This window comes from Roseobacter insulae (assembly GCF_019375555.1).
Taxonomy (GTDB): domain Bacteria; phylum Pseudomonadota; class Alphaproteobacteria; order Rhodobacterales; family Rhodobacteraceae; genus Roseobacter; species Roseobacter insulae.
This window is the reverse complement of the sequence record NZ_JAHXDN010000005.1, coordinates 1-15,821: the sequence shown is the minus strand read 5'-3', so window position 1 is coordinate 15,821 and position 15,821 is coordinate 1. Positions and strand designations below refer to the sequence as shown.

The window sequence follows — 15,821 nt, the reverse complement described above, 5'->3', positions numbered from 1 at the left end:
ACGGATTTGAACGAGAATTCGAAACGCCGTGGCAATCGTTCGGAATTTGAAACGGGTAATTCTGAAAGGCGCCTGCAGACGAAACGGTCATCTTCGTCTCCACAACAGCGTGGCACATCGACGCCTCGAATCGAAAAAGGAAATCGAAATGACAAAACAACCTACCACCCAGGGTGCTCACCACATCGGACTAACAATTCCGGATCTGGCTGAAACCCGTGCCTTCTTTACCGACACCCTGAACTATGAAGTCATTGGGGAAATTCCCGACTATCCCGCGTGTTTCCTGTCGGATGGCGCGACGATGATTACTCTCTGGCAGGCTGTGGACCCCTATAACGCTGTCCCCTTCGACCGCAAGAACGTCATCGGTCTGCACCACCTTGCCATCAAAGTCGCCGACGACGACGCGCTGACCGCCCTGCACAAGGAGCTTGCGTCCCACGACGGCGTTGAGATCGAATTCGCGCCGGAACCCCTGATGGGCGGACCGACCAGGCACTTGATGTGCGCCATCCCTGGCGGCATCCGGGTCGAATTCATCGCGGCAGGTGCGTGACCCCCCACCAGCCTCATGTTCCTCAAGTCTACGCGAACCTTCGCGAGACTTAGCGACAATCGAACCCTTGACCCTCTCTACTCCCCCCAAATCAGAAAGGCATACCAATGAAATCTCTTGCCAAAACGCTTCAGACTGCATGTGTTTGCGCGCTCGCCCTTACTGCTCCGGCCTTCGCGGCGGACGAGTACAATGTATCGTCAGGCCTGACGGCTTCCGGCGCCCCACTTGGTCTCCACGGCATTGACCCGGTCGCGTTCCTGAGCCTTGGAAACCGCTTTGATGGCGCGGCCAGTTTCGCCGCCGACCATGATGGGGTGGCGTATTACTTCGCATCAGCCGCAAACCGGAATGCATTCGAGGCCGACCCGAGCGCCTTCCTGCCGCAGAACGGTGGATTTTGCACCTTTGGCGTGTCCAAGGGTAAGAAGTTCGACGGCGATCCCAAATTCGCCGCGATCGTCGACGGCAAACTCTACGTCTTTCTGAACGAAGCGGTCATGCGCCTGTTTCAGAAGGAGCAAGCCGGCGTCATCGCCGACGCTGCCGCGAACTGGCCCGATATCCGCAGCGTTCCAGCCACTGAGCTTTGATGTTGCGGTGTGGCGCGTAAATTCGCGCCACACGTTCCCAAAGCCGAGATAGGTCAGAACCATGATGCCCCTAAGTTCCCCCCGCTTTCTTGGCGATAGCCCCAACACATCGGAGGGCACAGCACCCGCCGCACGCGCTTTTTTAAACCTCGCAGCAGCCTGTGGGATCGTCGCTGGCCTACTAAACCTGATGTCCGCTTCGGCCGGGGGGTCTGGACTGCCTGACCCCGGATTTGATGTCACACCCGGCAATGCTGCGCTGGTGATCACCGATCCTCAGATCGATTTTCTCAGCCCTAATGGTGTCGCCTGGTGTGTGGTGGGCCCAAGCGTGATAGCAAGCCACGTTGCGGATAAAGACGCCACCGTTGCCAAAATCAGAAATGGTCACGGGATATAGCCTGAGTGTCCCTGATCGGCTCCGGCTGGTCTCCCCCCAAGGGTTGACTCTCTCCCTTCCGGCCGGGGCCACCCAAATCCAGAGGCACGCCATTCTGCGTTTCTTGTAGCGCGATACCGAACTGCCGACTGTCCAGGCGTCACACGTCAATACGAGGACATAGAATTATGTCAGATACTACAGACCATCTCTCTCCCTTCCATCATGGCGAACGTGAAGTTCAGACGCGATATGGCGTCCGCGAAGATATTGAGGCCTTTGCCCGACAAGTTGTCCGGGATCATATGCCAGATCAGCACATTGCGTTTTATGAGAATCTGGAAATGGTCATCATTGGATGCGTCAACGGGTTGGATAGACCCTGGGCGACCATACTTGCCGGTCCGTCGGGTTTCATGTCCAGCCCGGACCCACGGACACTTCGCATCGACGCACTGCCTGCGCCCGGGGACCCGTTTCATCGCACCCTCGCTGAGGGGACCGAGATCGGTATCCTCGGGATTGACCTTGCCGCGCGGCGGCGCAACCGGCTGACGGGAACCATATCTGCGGTAGACGCAAAGGGGTTCGCGGTTGGGATACGGCAAACATTCGGCAACTGCCCCCAATACATCCAGGCGCGCAGCATTGTCGGTGCGGCGCGACCTTCAGACAATCGGAAATCGTTGCGGACGTCGCGCTTCAACGCATCGCACAGGGCAATATTTTCGAAGGCAGACACAATCTTTATTGCCTCCGCTTACCTGGGATTCAAAGGCTCGGCGTCGCGGGGCGCCGATGTCTCGCACCGTGGCGGCAAACCCGGGTTTGTCCGGATGGAAGACAGCAATACGATCCTGGTCCCCGACTATTCCGGCAATAATCACTTCAACACGGTTGGAAATCTTGTCGTGAACCCAAAGATGGGCCTTTTGGTGCCGGATTTCGACAACGGCCATATTCTGCACGCGACCGGCGTTGCAGAGATTGTCTGGGACGGTGCATTGGTCGATGCCTTCACCGGCGCCCAGCGGTTGATCCGGTTCAGGCCGGAGGACGTGGTGTGCATCGAAGGCGCGTTGCCCTATCGGTTCCGGTTCGACAGCTATTCCGGCGACCTGAACCGAACCGGTACCTGGGACGAGGCCGATCAAAAGATGTCGGTGAAGCAAGGCCTTGACAAAATCATGCCGTTGCGCGTGACCGAAGTAGAACGAGAAAGCGACAAAGTGCTGTCCCTTTGGTTGATGCGTGCGGATCAAAGACCCTTACCGGCACATGAGCCAGGTCAGTTTCTTCCAATCCAAATAAAGCTTCCCAACCAAAAGTTGCCGCTTGATCGAACCTACACGATTTCGAATCCGCCGGGCGGCAACAGCTACAGGCTTTCGATCAAGGACGAAGGCGAAGGTGCGCTGGTCAGCCCCTATCTGCACGCATTTGCAAACCCTGGGCTAGAGATTGGTGCGAGGCCCCCGCGCGGATCTTTCGTTCTGGACCAAGAGAGCGACCGGCCCGCTGTGTTCATCTCGGCGGGCATCGGAATAACGCCGATGATCGCAATGGTGGAGCACATCGCGTTGACGCAGCGGTCGCGCCCAGTTGTTTTCCTGCACGGAGCCAAAAGCCCACACCAGGCCGCATTTCTTTCCAGGCTGGAAGCTCTCAGTGGCGAACTGGTCACCATGCGCTCGCATATTCGGTTCAGTCAGGGCAGTGACAGTGAACGCGGGGTCAGCCTGCCACATAGCGAGGGGCGGATAGATCAGGTCTTGCTCGCGGAGTTTCTACCACGGGATGAGGCCGATTATTATCTTTGTGGACCGACGCAGTTCATGCGCGATACATATGTGTCCCTCCGGGCACTTGGAGTTGACCCGAAAAGCATCCGCTATGAAGCTTTCGGTCCCGCAACTGTGATCGGCGATCCGGCCACGATCGGCAAAAATTTGGCCTCGGGGCCAGTCGGTGTCCGCTTTTCAAAAACCGGCGTGGACGTCACATGGACGCCGGAGAGCGGCACGCTGCTCGATCTCGCATTGGCCGCCGGTCTCACTCCGGAATATGCGTGTCGATCCGGGGTTTGCGGAACATGCGCCGTGCGCGCCCTTTGTGGCGAGGTTGCATATATTCGCGATCCTGCGGCCGCTCGTGCCAACGATCAGGTTCTCTTATGCTGCTCAGTGCCGCATGCTTCACAAGATCAGGACGGCTGCGGCCCGGGTCTCAGGCTGACCATCGATCTTTAGCAGGTTCCATTTTTGTGGCTTTGCCAAAAAAGAAATTCTTGACGTTTTTCCATGCCAGCATGCCCGAGTTTTGAGAAGATCATAAGCATTGGCGCTTGGTCAGCTGGCAGTTTTCGACAGCAATGGTCGATCAAATCAATAGTATTCATCATGTCACCCCGGCCCAGAAGGCATATGCAACCGGCGCGATGTGATCGTCCGCCGCATCGGACACCGCGACCTCAGCCGCGCCGCCGATCGTTGCTTGCCGCTTCGATCGCTATCGACCTGACGGTGCCCGGCGCCGCGATGATGGAACCACGTCCCTCCACCAACCGGTTGTACCGAAGTTAAAGGCGATCAAATTTGAGTTAGTTTCGAAATCATCAGATGAAGATAAGGCTTGGTCCGAAGGGTCGGGTTCGTTCAATTTACGTAACGAACGATCCGATTGCCTGAATCACAAAAAATCCGGACATCTGCGTGTTTGCAGCGAAAGCTCACTTTGCCCCGCGTCTCGCTAGTTCGCGGATCACGCAGCGAACGCCGCCGTTACCTGAACCGGCCATTCGCGATCTGAGCGGCGAATGCAGCAGATTGCACAGAGTGCTGCAAGGTACACAAAGCTGCCGCCCTCAGCAGCAGGGCGGTTCCGATCCAGTGCTCGTTCATTTGAACAACTGATTGTCTTGCGGGTCCAGGCGATGGGGACATGTTGCGCCGGAAATGCAACTGTGCATCAGGTGCCGCGCCACATCAGGTCAAAGGGATTGGGCGCTGTTCCTCTATCGCTTCCATCGCGAAATATGAGGTCACGGTTTCCAGTTCGACCGCGTCAATCAGGCGTTTGTACACGTCATCGTATCCAAGCATGTCCCGCGTCACGATCTTCAGCAGATAGTCGTATTCACCGCCGATGCGAAAGAAGTCGATAACCTCGGGGATCGTCGAGACATGCTTGCGGAACTGCTTTAGCCAGCTTGCGGAATGGTGGCGCGTTTTCACCATCACGAAGACGACCAGACCCATGCCCAGTTGGGCACGATCCAGAACGACGGTGCGCTTGCAAAGCACACCGCTGGCTTCCAGAGCCTTCAGCCGCCTCCAGCACGCATTCTGCGAAAGTCCGACCCGATCGCTTAGCGCCCGTTGCGATTGCCCAGAATCCCGCTGCAACTCTTCCAGAAGGCGAAGGTCAATTTGATCTAATTTCACTGCCATTTTTCGATCATTACAGGAAATATTGCAGTCATACACCCGGAAACGAGTGATTTTTTTCGGACTACCTGTGTCAAAGTAGACATAAGCAGGCCAACAGGATCGCGTTTCATGTCACATCTGGACGACTTCAAGGCATCACTGGCGCGCCCTGACGTTGCTGACCACATCAGGACAGGGGTGATTGGCGACGGGATCGAAATCCAAGGGCCGTTCGGCCCCCGAACGCTTCTTTATGCCGACTATGTCGCGTCGGGCCGGGCATTGACACAGGTGGAGGATTTCATCCGCGATCAGGTGCTGCCCTATTACGCCAACAGCCATACGCAAGCCTCCTACTGCGGAGCATTCACCACCCGGCTGCGGGAAGCAGCACGGGCCGAAATCGCCCGGATGGTCGGTGCCGTGGATGGGATGAGCGTTGTCTTCACCGGGTCGGGGTCGACTTCCGGGATCAACCGGCTGGTCGGGTTGCTTGATGTTCGGACTGTCGCAGAGACCGGCCGCGCAGTCGTCATCATCGGACCCTACGAGCATCACTCGAACATCCTGCCCTGGCGCGAAAGCGGTGCCGAGGTGATCGAAGCCCCTGAAGGTCCGAATGGTGGTCCGGATTTAGAGGCGCTTCGGCGCGTGCTGCAAAGTGTTGAGGATGCCAATCTGGTTGTCGGAGCTTTCTCGGCCGCGTCTAATGTCACGGGCATCGTGACGGATGTTGACGGGGTGACACGGCTGCTCAAACAGCATCGCGCGCTGGCCATATGGGACTATGGCTGCGCTGCGCCTTATCTGGAAATGGACATGCGCGCGGACAGCGATGCCACAAGGGACGCGATCGTGTTTTCTCCACACAAGTTTCCTGGCGGGCCGGGGTCTTCCGGGATCATGGTCCTGCGTGACGCCATCGTACGCCGGAAAGTGCCAACCGTGCCCGGCGGAGGCACCGTGAGTTTCGTCTCGCCCTGGGGGCATATCTATGCGGCACAGCTTTGTGAAAGAGAGGAAGGCGGAACCCCGAACGTCACCGGAGACATCCGGGTGGCATTGTGCATGCTTGTGAAGGAAGCTCTGGGGCAAAACTGGATGGACCAGAGGCACGGGACATTGCGCAAACGCGCACTTGACGTCTGGAAAAGGAACTCACGTATCGAGATACTGGGTGCGCAGGATGCCCCCGCCCTGCCGATTTTTTCCCTGCGGATAGGGGATGGCGCGGGCGGCCATGTGCATCACCAGTTCTTTACGCGACTGCTCAGCGACATTCACGGCGTTCAGGCGCGTGGTGGCTGCGCCTGTGCCGGCCCCTATGCCCACAGGTTGCTCGGGTTGGACAGGGACAGTTCCGAGGCGATCCGCGCGGCCATTGCGCGCGGCGAAGAACTAGAGAAACCCGGCTGGGTCCGGCTGAACTTTTCGGCGCTGCTGACAGATGAGAAAGCAGACGTGATTATCGCGGCGGTGGACAATCTGGCGTCGGACGCTGCAAGATACCAGAGTTGTTATGGGGCGGATCCCGCGACTGCGCGCTTTTCCCCAATGCCAGAACCCGAAGAAAGTCTTGTGTCGTGACCAGCCCACTGGCGAATAGGTCGTTCCGCCGACTGTTTGCGGCCCAGATTTGTTCGCTTCTGGGGGTGGGCCTGCTGACTGTTGCCTTGTCGCTTGCAGCTTACCGGATCGGCGGACCCGTAACGGGCGGACAGGTGCTGGGGATGCTTCTGGCGCTGAAAATGGTCGCTTATGTCGTGTTGGCACCTCTGGCCGAGACCTTTCTGGCCGGCGTTCCGCGGAAACGTGCAATGGTCTTGCTGGATCTGGGGCGGATGCTGCTGCTCGTGCCCATGGCTTTTGTCACCGAGACCTGGGCCATCGCAGCACTTGCGTTCGCGTTTTTTGCTTTGGCGGCAGGGTTTACACCGTTGTTTCAATCCATCATCCCGGACGTCCTGCCCGAGGAAGCAGCCTATACCAAGGCGCTGGCCTGGTCGCGCATCGCCTATACGCTGGAGGCCGTGCTGAGCCCCCTCATCGCGGCGGCCCTTCTGAACGTTGCCAGCGGCGAGACGCTTTTTCTTGCGGCGGCCCTGTCCTTCCTGGGGTCAGTCGTGGCTTTGCTCATCACCGGATTCCCGGCCCGGAAAACTACCGACCGCAAGGGGTCTTTCCTGACACGGGCCAGCCTGGGTTTGCGGATCTATGCACGGACGCCGCGCCTGCGCGGCCTGTTCCTGTTAAACCTGGCGTTGTCGCTGGCGATGGCCTGGGTGCTTGTGAACTCGGTCATCTACGCGGGTGCAAGACTGGGCGACGCCGAACGCTTTTTCCCGATGCTCATGGCTTTTTACGGGCTTGGTGCGGGTATCGGGGCGTTCGTTGTCCCACGGCTGCTGAGACAGACGACCGAACGTCCGGTCATGCTGGCGGGGGCCTATGGCTTTGCCCTTACCGGCGCGATCTTCGCGCTGTTGCCGCCCATACCGTTTCCGGCGTTGCCCGTGATCTGGGCCACATTCGGGGTCGCTTCTTCGCTGGTTCTGACACCCGGTGGGCTGGTCATTACACGATCTGCCGTCAGCGAGGATCGCGCCGCAGTGTTTGCGGCGCAGTTTTCGCTCAGCCACGCAGGCTGGCTGGTAGCCTATCCCCTGGCGGGATGGTTGGGGGGCATGGTCTCGCTTGAAACGTCGCTGTTGATCCTGTCGGTCGTCGGCGCGGTCGTCGCAACAGCCGGCATGTCCGTCTGGCCCGCCCATGATCCCCTGAAGCGCGATCACTCCCATCCCGACCTTCCTGCCGATCATCCGCACCTGAAACGGGTCCCCGCCAGCGGACCGCATCATAGCCACGTCCATGACTTCCACATTGACGAGTTGCATTCGACGTGGAGGCAAGGGACAATCTGATGTCACCCCGAAACAGTGCGTTCAAAGGATCACGACCATGAGTAACGACGATCTGTCGCCCATCGACGCCAGGGGCCTGTCTGCGCTTGAGGCGCGGCTGAAGGAGGATCTGGAGTTTCTCTGCTATCCCGGAAAAGACTGGGTGCCACCGCGCGATGGCGTGTCGGACGTGGTGATCATCGGTGGCGGCATGTGCGGTACGCTCGCGTGGTTTGCGCTGGCCACCGGCGGCATGCGGAATGTCCGCGTGCTGGATCGGGCCGACAGGGGCCGCGAAGGACCCTGGCTTGACTATGCGCGGATGGAGACCCTGCGCTCCCCCAAAACCCTGACAGGTCCGGCCTTCGGGCACGGTTCCCTGACGTTTCAGGCGTGGTATCGCGCCCAGTTCGGCACGAGGGCATGGGACGAACTCGACAAGATACCGCGCACCATGTGGATGGACTATCTTTGCTGGTATCGCGATGTCCTGGATGTTCCTGTGGAAAACGGCGTCTCGGTTGATCACGTCGACCCCGAAGGTGATCTCTTGCGGCTGACGGTTTCGGGCGCAACGAGTGAAACCGTTCTGACCCGCAAGCTCGTCTTTGCCACCGGCCGCGATGGGACGGGAGGCCCCAATATTCCCGGGTTCATCAAGGACTTACCCGGTCATCTGTGGGCGCATAGTGCCGACGAGATCGACTTTGCCAGCCTCAGGGGCAAGCGCGTCGCTGTCATCGGTGTGGGCGCGTCGGCGGTCGATAATTCGGCCGAAGCGCTTGAACACGGTGCCGCTGAAGTACGTCATCTGATCCGGCGCAAGGAAATGCCGACCGTCAACAAGATGATGGGGATTGGCAGCTTCGGCTTCACCGCCGGTTTCGCCGGGATGAGCGACGAATGGCGGTGGCGTTTCATGCAGTACAGCTTTGCGACACAAACACCTTCGCCGCGCGGTTCGACCATGCGGGTCAGCCGTCACGCCAATGCCTATTTTCATTTCGGAAAGGCCACCATGCGCATCGACCCCAAGGGTAACGGCGCAACCGTTCATTTCGCGGATGGTACCTCCTACGACGCCGATTTCGTGATCCTTGGCACGGGTTTCGTCATTGACCCCATGGCCCGCACCGAATTTGGCGACACGGCGGGGGAAATCCTGCTGTGGCGGGACGTCTATACCCCGCCCGAGGGTGAAGAATCCGGCGATCTGGGGCGTTTTCCCTATCTGAATTCCGACTTCACGTTCCGTGAAAAATCGCCGGGACAGGCCCCCTGGCTGAGCAATGTATATTGCTTCAACTACGGTGCCTCGGCCAGCCTTGGTAAAGTCAGCGGCGACATTCCCGGCATAAGCGACGGGGCTGCATGGCTGTCGCGTGCGATTGCCGCCACGCTTTACTCCGAGGACATCGAAAAGCACTGGCAGGGCATGCAGGACTACGACAAGCCCGAGCTTTTGGGCGACGAATGGGAGGCAACAGACCTTGAGACCGGCACAAAAACGCGGGAAGGTCAGGTAGCATGACACTATTTGAGACGACGATTCTGAAAAAATCCGGGTTAACACCGGACAGTGGTTTGGCAAGTGCCGCCTCAAGCAGGGCGAACATTTTCAATATGAGTCAGGCCGCGGAACAAGCGGTTTTGCGTCCGGAAGATTGCGGTGCCTTCGGCCACGATCTGCGGGCAGCCTTGGCAGCACGCGTTGCGCGTCAGGCCGGAGAGGATGCACTGGCAGACCACTATGCATCAGCTGCCGGGGACAAGGCAGGGCTTGCTGATCCGGGAGTAAGTGATGCGGATCAGGGCCATATCCTGACCTTCGTCGACAAAGTCGCCAACCAGACCCGCGACGTCGCGGCTGAAGACATTTCCGGTCTGCAGGCTGCGGGCGTTTCGGATGCCGATGTCGTTCGTCTGTGCGAACTTGTCGCCTTCCTGGCCTATCAGACCCGCGTGATCGCGGGCCTGCGCTTGATGCAAGGCACTGCCGGATGAACCGCGTCCTCCACAAATTCACCCGCAACGTGCCCGACTGGCAGCCTCGGGTGACACCTGTGAAACTGGACGAGGCGACGCCCGAACAGCTTGAAGCGCTTCAGGTCACTCCCTCGAACACAAAGGTGTCGGACTATGTCCTGACGCTGGCCCATGATGTCGAAAGCCTTGCGGTCCGCTCGCCTCTGTTCAACGCGATCATGTACGACCCGGGCGGCATGTCGCGCGCGGAACGCGAGCTTGGGGCGCTTGCGGCCTCAATGGTCAACCGCTGCATCTATTGCGCCGCTGTCCATGCCAGTCGCCATGCCCAGCTTGAAAAAGACACAACCATTACTGATGAGCTTTTCGCCAGGGGCGAGAACGCCGATCTGACCGCAAGGGACCGTGCAATTTTCGACTTCGCACGGAAGTCCGCCGAAGCGCCGCCCGCTGCCGGGCCCACCGACATGTATGCGCTGCGAAATGCGGGGCTGTCAGACGCGGAAATCCTTGACCTGATCCTGTCCTCTGCCTTGTTCGGCTGGGCCAATCGGTTGATGCATGTTCTGGGCGACCCTGTCCGCAAGGAGACCGGCGCATGAGCGCGCCGATGCGCATAGGGATCGCAGGCGCAGGCTCGATCGCCTTCGGCACGGCAGCGCTTTTGCACGAGCAAGGTCATGACCCGATGCTGTGGTCGCCGTCGGGGGCGGGAACCGCGGCCCTGGAGACTGCACCCCTTTCCGCCTCGGGCGCTATTGAGGCGGAATTTACGCCGGCCATCGCCAACTCCGCAAAACAACTTGCCGAAGACACCGACGCGCTGGTGATTGCTTTGCCAGCCTACGGGCACAAGACCGTGATGGACGCGCTGGCCCCGCATATTCGGGAGGGTCAACAGGTCATCATCTCGTCCCACGCCTCGCTTGGGGCGGTCTATCTGACGCAGCTGCTGGCCGCGCGGGGCGTCCGTGCCCCGATCACCGCCTGGGGAACAACCGTTGTCACCGGGCGGCGGCAGGACGGAGCTGCGGTGCAGATCAACACCGTCCGCGCCCGTGTCGACATGTGTTCGGTTCCCAAAGCAGACACCGATGCTGCTCTGAACCTCTGCCGCAAATTGTTCGGAGACCGCTTTCAGACGCGCGACGGGCTGCTGGCGATTTCGCTGTCAAATCTGAACCCGCAGAACCATCTCGGCATCGCCCTGGGTAACATCACGCGCATGGAACGGGGCGAGACCTGGAGCCAGGGCCAGAACGTGACGCCGAAAATCGGACGATTGCTGGAACAGCTTGATCTCGAACGGCTGGCCATTGCCAAGGCGCTTGGCCTCGACGTGAAGACGATTTTCGAACACTTCCACCTTAGCTTCCACGTCCCCGTGGCCTCGATTTCCGAGATGAACCAGCAAATGCACGCGCAAGGCAACGGCGGCACCGGCCCCGCGACGGCCAACAGCCGCTATGTCACCGAAGACGTGCCCTATGGGTTGCAACTGACCGCTGTTCTGGGCCGGCTGACTGGCCAGCCTGCGACGTTGCACGAAGCCGGGATCAAGATATTCTCGGCCATGTACGGTCGCGACTTCCCGGCCGAAAATGAAATCCTGAACGCGCTGGAGCTTGACCGCTTCAGCCTTGACGACCTGCAACAGGCCGCCCGTACCGGGTTGCTGCAGCCGACGCCCTGAATGGTGTCGTGACTAAAAATGATACGGACAAAATCTGAACCAACAAGGAGACGCCCGATATGACCAAACTATCATTCAACCGACGCCGCTTCCTCGGCACCGCCGCCATGACTGGCGCGGCGCTGGCCAGCCCGGTGTACCTGCGTCACGCGAAAGCCGCTGGCGGAGAGGTAAATATCTGGACCTACAACGACTTTGTCCCCAAGGCCTTCAAAGAACAATTCGAGGCCGATACCGGGATCAAGGTCAACGTGCGGCTCGTCGATGATCAAGGCAAGCAGTTCAACTTGCTGGCCGCCGAAGCGCCGAACCCGACCGTGGACATCATGACCGTGGCTGGTCACCGCTTTTTGCAGTTCATCGACAGCGACCTTCTGGCGCCGCTGGACACGGGCCGCCTGAGCAACTGGGGCAACATCAACCCGACCTTCTCGGAAAGCGACTGGTCCACGATCAATGGCAACAAGTGGGGCGCTCCCATCCTGTCGGGTATGGAGGTTCTGTCCTACAACACTGATATTGTCAGCGCCGAAGAGGCCGAAAGCTGGGATGTTCTGTTCTCGGAGAAATACAAGGGCCAGACCGCCTATATCATTCAGGACATGATGTCGATTGTCATGCTGAAGCTGGGTTACGATGGCAATATGGTCGCCTATATGGACGATCCGGAAAAGGCTGCGGCCATTGTTGAGGAGGCCAAGCAATTCCTGATCTCCAAGAAGCCTCTGGTGCGCAAGTACTATGACAGCGGCGCGGAAGTGCAGCAGATGTTCGTCAACCAGGATATTGCGCTTGGTCACAGCTGGAACGGACCGGCGGCGGCGCTGATCAACGATGGCTTCCCGCTTGCCATGTCGATCCCGAAAGAAGGCTCATATGGCTTTGTCTACACCTATAACATTGCCAACAACGCGCCGAACGTCGACAACGCCTATACCTTCCTTGATGCAATCCTGGCGTCACCCGAGATCGGTGCATCGATGACCAAGGCATCGGGCTTCATCTCGACCTACAAGGATGCGTCGAACTATCTGACCGACCTTGAAAAGGCATCGACGTCCTTCCCGGAAGAACAACTGGCAAATCTGCAGTTCTTCCGCGCCGAGGCAAACGAGATGAAATACAGCCTTGTTGACCCGGCCGTCGAAGCGGTCAAAGCCGCCTGATGACCGGCTGCATCTGAACCCGTCCTTGCCCGTCCGACGAACGGGCAAGGACAAGGCCCGGTTGACCCAGGAAGTCCTGCATGAGCAATGATACAACGACGCGCACCAAAAGCGCTGGCGTCGCCCCGGAGAAGTCAGACCGCACCTTTTGGGGGTGGCTGTCCGTCTGGACGCCCTATACTGCGCTGATGAAGCTGGTCACGGCATCGCCGCGGCGGCAGTTCGTCATCCTTGCTGCCTTTCCCATTCTTTGGGTCCTGACCCAGCATCTTGGTCCCATGCTGCAAATGTTGAGGGTCAGCCTGACCGATGCCTACCCCGTGGCTCCGGGCGTCGAACAGCACTTCACGCTCGACAACTATGCGCGGTTCTTTGGCGAGCGCATCTTCTGGCAACCATTTTTCCGGACACTGATCTTTGCCGGAACGCTTACCTTCTGCACCCTGATCCTGACGTTCCCGGTGGCCTACTTTCTGGCCCGCCATGTCAGCCGCAGGAACCAGTTGCTGATGCTTTTGTTGCTGCTGATCCCGTTCTGGGTCGGCGAGATCGTCCGCACCTATGCCATCATGATCCTTCTCGGGAACACCGGCGCTGTGAACCTTGTGCTGAAATGGTTCGGCCTGATCGACCGACCGATTCCGTTCATGTACACCAGCTTTTCAATGGGCATAGGAATCGTCTACCTGACCGCCCTCTACATGCTGCTGCCGCTCTATTCCGCGCTCGAGAAACTACCCAAAAGCTATGGCGAGGCCGCCGCTGATCTTGGCGCAGGGGCATGGACCCGGTTCCGCCGCGTTACCCTGCCGCTGACGCTTGAGGGGATTTCTTCGGGCTGCACGCTGGTCTTCCTGATCTCCACCGGGTTTTACGCCACACCGGTCCTCCTGGGTGGGCCCTCCACCACGGTATTTTCCGAAACCATCGCCGGGTTCTTTCACGTGGCGGGGGATGAATGGCCCACCGGTGCGGCCTTTGCCACAATCATGTTTGTCACAGCGATGCTGCTGACGGGCATATTCCAGAAACTGATGTACGCCCTTCGAAAAGGGGATACGAAATGACCCGCGGCAATCGCATCCTTCTGTCCTGCATCTACTGGGCCTTTGTGCTTTATGTCTTCGTGCCGCTGATGCTGATGATCCTGATGGGGTTCAAGGACAGCAAATTCATCGGGTTTCCGATCAAATCCTGGACCCTGGATTGGTATCTGGGCGTTTTTGCCGACGCCGAAGTCGTGTCGACCCTGACCTATTCCATCGCCATCGCGGTGCTCTCGACACTGATATCGGTGGTGGTCGGCACATGGATCGCGGTGCTGCTTGAGGGGCGCAGGTTTCTGGGACGGGCGGCCATCTTCGGGCTGACCATTCTGCCGGCACTGGTGCCCGGTATCATCTCGGCCATCGCCTTTCGCATCTACGCCCGCCTTTTGGGGATAGAGCCGGGCATGGGTGCCATCATCTGGGCGCACGCGGTCCACAACGTCCCCTTCGTCGCCCTTGTCGTCATGGCCCGGCTATCCACCCTTCCCAAAAGTCAGATCGAAGCGGCACGGGACTTGGGCGCTGACCCAATCATCGCCTTTCTCAGGATCACATTTCCGTACCTGATCCCTGCCATCCTGGGTGCCAGCATCTTTTGTCTGCTGCTCAGCTTTGACGATTTTGTCCGCTCGTTCTTCCTTGGCGGTTACGAACCGACGCTGCCTGTCCTGATCTTCGCAAAGCTGCGATCAGGCATGTCCCCCGAAATCAATGCCATTGCGACCGTGGCGCTGGTGCTGACAGCTGCCATCGGCATCTGGGCCGAACGTTTCACCCGCCGTACCAACAAGGATACAAACTCATGACCGCCCCTGCCTCGCTTGTTCGTATTGAAGGCGTTTCCAAACACTTCGGTGATACGGTGGCCCTTGACGATCTGACATTGGACATTGCGCGCGGTGAGTTCGTGACCTTCCTTGGGCCGTCGGGGTGTGGCAAATCCACCACGCTGCGCATTCTGGGGGGCTTCGAGCGCCCGACCTCGGGCCGGGTCATTCTGGATGGTGAAGACGTGACCCTTCAACCGCCCGAGAAACGTCATGTGAACATGGTGTTTCAGGACTATGCGCTGTTTCCGCATATGACCGTCCGCCAGAACATTTCCTTCGGTCTGGAACTGAAAGGGATGGACAAGGCTGCGATCCGAAAACGCTCCGACGAGATCATGGCCTTTCTCGAACTTGAAAGCTATGTCGACCGCTACCCCGGGCAACTGTCAGGCGGTCAGCGTCAGCGCGTCGCTCTTGCGCGCGCCCTGGCACCGGATCCAGCGCTTTTGCTGCTGGATGAACCTTTAGGGGCGCTGGATGCCAAACTGCGCGGGCAAGTCCAGTTGGAGCTGAAATCCATCCAGCGCCGCACCCAAAAGACCTTCTTTTTCGTGACCCACGATCAGGAGGAGGCGCTGACTATGTCCGACCGGATCGTCGTGATGAACAAGGGCCGGGTCGAACAAGACGGCACGCCGGAAGAGTTGTATTTTCACCCGGCCTCTCGCTTCGTGGCCGAGTTTGTCGGTGACACCAACCTTTTGTCCGGTACATTGCGGGGCCAGGATGGCGACAAGATTGTGATGGATTGGTTTGGTCAGAACCTGACGGGCCTCGCGCCGGGTTTCACGTCGGCGGTGGGGGGTAACATCACTGCGTCGGTTCGCCTGGAAAAACTCGGGCTGTCTGCCGAGCGTCCCTTCGCTGAAAATGCTGTGAAGGGCAAGATCGTTGGCAAGACATTTCTGGGAAGCCGCATGGCAGTGGATTTGGCGGTCGATCAGACCGAAGGCGCAATTCTGCGTGCCTTTGTGGATGCCGAGGCCGGTGGCACTTTCGGAGCAGACCCTATCTGGATGGGCTGGGACAGTAAGGACATGGCCGTTCTCAGAGACTGAAGCGTCAAATCGATCCGGTTCGCTTCAGGGCTCAGTCAGTTTCCCCGACAGGCAAGCCGCGGTCGCGTCAAGATGTCGAAGTCGCACGATTTGATTTTGAAAGGACGAGCTGAGTCGATACCGGTTGACCTGCTCCCCGATGAGTCCGCTAATTTAGGTTAGCTCTGTTCAGGTTTTGGT

Annotated in this window: 14 protein-coding genes; 13 read left to right on the top strand and 1 reads right to left on the bottom strand. The window is 59.0% G+C overall.

What is annotated here, in order from left to right; genetic code table 11:
• The first annotated feature begins 148 nt into the window (after nucleotides 1-148).
• From KX928_RS17125 to KX928_RS24355, 3 genes are all read left to right on the top strand, one after another.
• The gene (locus tag KX928_RS17125) at nucleotides 149-559 is read left to right on the top strand and encodes a VOC family protein (protein ID WP_219505150.1); all 411 of its coding nucleotides are present in this window, start codon (nucleotides 149-151) and stop codon (nucleotides 557-559) included.
• Between the two features lie 107 nt (nucleotides 560-666).
• A complete protein-coding gene (locus tag KX928_RS17120) occupies nucleotides 667-1,152 on the top strand; it encodes a YHS domain-containing (seleno)protein (protein ID WP_219505148.1) in 486 nt (161 codons plus the stop codon).
• A gap of 1,314 nt (nucleotides 1,153-2,466) precedes the next feature.
• Entirely contained in the window at nucleotides 2,467-3,780 is a 1,314-nt protein-coding gene (locus tag KX928_RS24355) for a 2Fe-2S iron-sulfur cluster-binding protein (protein ID WP_444518281.1), read from the top strand.
• A gap of 735 nt (nucleotides 3,781-4,515) precedes the next feature.
• Here KX928_RS24355 and KX928_RS17110 read toward each other — a convergent pair.
• Nucleotides 4,516-4,980, bottom strand: coding sequence for an Lrp/AsnC family transcriptional regulator (locus KX928_RS17110; protein WP_219505145.1), 465 nt, complete (start codon nucleotides 4,978-4,980; stop codon nucleotides 4,516-4,518).
• Nucleotides 4,981-5,088: 108 nt separating this feature from the next.
• On the opposite strand from KX928_RS17110, the gene KX928_RS17105 reads away from it, so the two are divergent.
• The 10 genes from KX928_RS17105 to KX928_RS17060 all read left to right on the top strand — a co-directional run bounded on the left by KX928_RS17105 (nucleotide 5,089) and on the right by KX928_RS17060 (nucleotide 15,641).
• Nucleotides 5,089-6,546, top strand: a complete 1,458-nt coding sequence (locus KX928_RS17105; protein WP_219505141.1) for an aminotransferase class V-fold PLP-dependent enzyme — start codon at nucleotides 5,089-5,091, stop codon at nucleotides 6,544-6,546.
• Nucleotides 6,543-7,880 carry an MFS transporter gene (locus KX928_RS17100; protein WP_219505139.1) on the top strand — a complete coding sequence of 446 codons (1,338 nt, stop codon included), beginning with the start codon at nucleotides 6,543-6,545 and terminating at the stop codon, nucleotides 7,878-7,880. Before KX928_RS17105 ends, KX928_RS17100 begins: the two co-directional genes overlap by 4 nt.
• A 37-nt stretch (nucleotides 7,881-7,917) precedes the next feature.
• A complete protein-coding gene (locus tag KX928_RS17095) occupies nucleotides 7,918-9,390 on the top strand; it encodes an NAD(P)-binding domain-containing protein (RefSeq protein WP_219505138.1) in 1,473 nt (490 codons plus the stop codon).
• Nucleotides 9,387-9,863: a hypothetical protein gene (locus KX928_RS17090; RefSeq protein WP_219505136.1), complete on the top strand. Its 477-nt coding sequence runs from the start codon at nucleotides 9,387-9,389 to the stop codon at nucleotides 9,861-9,863. The genes KX928_RS17095 and KX928_RS17090 overlap by 4 nt, the downstream gene beginning before the upstream one ends.
• The gene (locus tag KX928_RS17085) at nucleotides 9,860-10,447 is read left to right on the top strand and encodes a peroxidase-related enzyme (protein ID WP_219505134.1); all 588 of its coding nucleotides are present in this window, start codon (nucleotides 9,860-9,862) and stop codon (nucleotides 10,445-10,447) included. Before KX928_RS17090 ends, KX928_RS17085 begins: the two co-directional genes overlap by 4 nt.
• A complete protein-coding gene (locus tag KX928_RS17080) occupies nucleotides 10,444-11,538 on the top strand; it encodes an NAD/NADP octopine/nopaline dehydrogenase family protein (RefSeq protein ID WP_219505132.1) in 1,095 nt (364 codons plus the stop codon). The genes KX928_RS17085 and KX928_RS17080 overlap by 4 nt, the downstream gene beginning before the upstream one ends.
• A gap of 59 nt (nucleotides 11,539-11,597) precedes the next feature.
• Nucleotides 11,598-12,704, top strand: coding sequence for an ABC transporter substrate-binding protein (locus tag KX928_RS17075; protein WP_219505129.1), 1,107 nt, complete (start codon nucleotides 11,598-11,600; stop codon nucleotides 12,702-12,704).
• Between the two features lie 80 nt (nucleotides 12,705-12,784).
• A complete protein-coding gene (locus tag KX928_RS17070; protein ID WP_219505128.1) occupies nucleotides 12,785-13,771 on the top strand; it encodes an ABC transporter permease in 987 nt (328 codons plus the stop codon).
• A complete protein-coding gene (locus tag KX928_RS17065) occupies nucleotides 13,768-14,559 on the top strand; it encodes an ABC transporter permease (RefSeq protein WP_219505125.1) in 792 nt (263 codons plus the stop codon). The genes KX928_RS17070 and KX928_RS17065 overlap by 4 nt, the downstream gene beginning before the upstream one ends.
• A complete protein-coding gene (locus KX928_RS17060) occupies nucleotides 14,556-15,641 on the top strand; it encodes an ABC transporter ATP-binding protein (protein ID WP_219505123.1) in 1,086 nt (361 codons plus the stop codon). Before KX928_RS17065 ends, KX928_RS17060 begins: the two co-directional genes overlap by 4 nt.
• The last annotated feature ends 180 nt before the right edge of the window (nucleotides 15,642-15,821 follow it).

Excerpts from the sequence above, each read along its gene's own strand:
- KX928_RS17125 (WP_219505150.1), top strand. The coding sequence starts at position 149 with ATGACAAAACAACCTACCACCCAGGGTGCTCACCACATCGGACTAACA.
- KX928_RS17120 (WP_219505148.1), top strand. The coding sequence starts at position 667 with ATGAAATCTCTTGCCAAAACGCTTCAGACTGCATGTGTTTGCGCGCTC.
- KX928_RS17110 (WP_219505145.1), bottom strand. The coding sequence starts at position 4,980 with ATGGCAGTGAAATTAGATCAAATTGACCTTCGCCTTCTGGAAGAGTTG.
- KX928_RS17105 (WP_219505141.1), top strand. The coding sequence starts at position 5,089 with ATGTCACATCTGGACGACTTCAAGGCATCACTGGCGCGCCCTGACGTT.
- KX928_RS17095 (WP_219505138.1), top strand. The coding sequence starts at position 7,918 with ATGAGTAACGACGATCTGTCGCCCATCGACGCCAGGGGCCTGTCTGCG.
- KX928_RS17090 (WP_219505136.1), top strand. The coding sequence starts at position 9,387 with ATGACACTATTTGAGACGACGATTCTGAAAAAATCCGGGTTAACACCG.
- KX928_RS17085 (WP_219505134.1), top strand. The coding sequence starts at position 9,860 with ATGAACCGCGTCCTCCACAAATTCACCCGCAACGTGCCCGACTGGCAG.
- KX928_RS17080 (WP_219505132.1), top strand. The coding sequence starts at position 10,444 with ATGAGCGCGCCGATGCGCATAGGGATCGCAGGCGCAGGCTCGATCGCC.
- KX928_RS17075 (WP_219505129.1), top strand. The coding sequence starts at position 11,598 with ATGACCAAACTATCATTCAACCGACGCCGCTTCCTCGGCACCGCCGCC.
- KX928_RS17070 (WP_219505128.1), top strand. The coding sequence starts at position 12,785 with ATGAGCAATGATACAACGACGCGCACCAAAAGCGCTGGCGTCGCCCCG.
- KX928_RS17065 (WP_219505125.1), top strand. The coding sequence starts at position 13,768 with ATGACCCGCGGCAATCGCATCCTTCTGTCCTGCATCTACTGGGCCTTT.
- KX928_RS17060 (WP_219505123.1), top strand. The coding sequence starts at position 14,556 with ATGACCGCCCCTGCCTCGCTTGTTCGTATTGAAGGCGTTTCCAAACAC.